Here is a 1,178-nt window from a genome sequence, read left to right as displayed (position 1 = left end):
GTGTACATCTGGTTGTGGCAGACCCTCGGCGCCAACCCGACCGTCATGGACCTGGGCTAGGTGTACATCTCCATCCAGCAAGGGACCGTGGACGGACAGGAGAATCCCATCCCGACCATCCACGTCAATAAGTTCCATGAGGTGGCCAAGTATGTCTCCCTTACGAATCATATCTATGGCCCCATTCCCATCTGCATGAACGACAAGCGTTGGCAGTCACTCTCGGCGGCGGACCAGGCCGCCGTGGTCAAGGCCGCCCCGCCAACCACTAGGGCCACAGATGAAATCTGCCAGAAGGCCCCCGCGTCACTGCCCGCGCTGGCCACTATGGCCCACAGCAGCAGGCCCACGGTGCAGGTCAGTCCGATAACCGTGGCCCGGTCAACCACTCCGCTTCCCTCCCCTACGTCTCCTTGTGGGGCTCTCATCGTCCCGCCAGGTATCAAGGTTCAGATCAGCGAACCGCATGGCCTGTAGACTCGCCTCGGACCTCTGCCCCATGGCACTACGGCTGGAACACCCTGATGGTCCGACCATACTCGACGGCCTTGGCCACCACCTCCGACAGCTTCTCCTTGACGATCAGCGTTTCACCATTGACCAGCACGATGGTGGTGTCGGGCCGCTCCTCAATGGTGCGGATCAGGTCGGCGTTGACCACAAACCGGCTGCCGTTCAACCGCGTCAGGGTAATCATGGCGGCCTCGTGCGCGCGCGAACCTTAGGCCGGCCCCGGGGGCCTGCCGGGCGCACCTCGGGTACCGGCCGGTCGAGGCCCGCGTACTCTTGTTTATCGGGCTATGGTGAGCAATTCATTGAGCAGATCGTTGGAGGTGGAGATCACCCGTCCGGCCGCCGAAAAACCGGTGGTCGCGGTGATAAGTCCGATAAACTCGCGGGTCAGGTCCACGTTGCTCAGCTCCAGCGAGCCGCCCAGTACCCGCCCCGCTCCCAGGGTCTCGGGGGCGGTTATCACCGGCTGGCCGGAATTGGGGCCGACGTGGAACAGGTTGTTCACCCCCCCTACCAGACCCTCGGGGTTGGTGAAGGTGGCCAGTGCCACCTGACCCAGCGGTCGGGTCAGGCCGTTGCTGAACGCCCCGGTGATGACCCCGTCGGTGCCCACCCCGAAGCTGACCAGCGTTCCGGCGGGGAAGCCGTCCTGCGAAGTCATGACC

General features: G+C 63.8%; 3 protein-coding genes. 1 reads left to right on the top strand and 2 read right to left on the bottom strand.

Going from position 1 to position 1,178, the window contains the following annotated elements:
• The first annotated feature begins 60 nt into the window (after positions 1 to 60).
• On the top strand, positions 61 to 477 hold the full coding sequence (gene dctP, locus HXY34_14320) for a TRAP transporter substrate-binding protein DctP (GenBank protein NWF97309.1): 417 nt from the start codon (positions 61 to 63) through the stop codon (positions 475 to 477).
• A gap of 28 nt (positions 478 to 505) precedes the next feature.
• On the opposite strand, the gene HXY34_14315 is transcribed toward dctP, so the two are convergent.
• Both HXY34_14315 and HXY34_14310 read right to left on the bottom strand, forming a co-directional pair.
• Positions 506 to 697, bottom strand: a complete 192-nt coding sequence (locus HXY34_14315) for a flagellar FlbD family protein (protein ID NWF97308.1) — start codon at positions 695 to 697, stop codon at positions 506 to 508.
• 93 nt (positions 698 to 790) lie between these two features.
• Positions 791 to 1,178 (bottom strand): flagellar hook-basal body complex protein (locus HXY34_14310; protein ID NWF97307.1); only part of this gene is annotated, 388 nt, incomplete at its 5' end.

This window comes from Candidatus Thorarchaeota archaeon (genome assembly GCA_013388835.1).
Classification (GTDB): Archaea; Asgardarchaeota; Thorarchaeia; order Thorarchaeales; family Thorarchaeaceae; genus JACAEL01.
This window is presented reverse-complemented; position numbering and strand designations above follow the sequence as displayed.

Coding starts and splice junctions, on each gene's coding strand:
- HXY34_14315 (NWF97308.1), bottom strand. CDS start 697: ATGATTACCCTGACGCGGTTGAACGGCAGCCGGTTTGTGGTCAACGCC.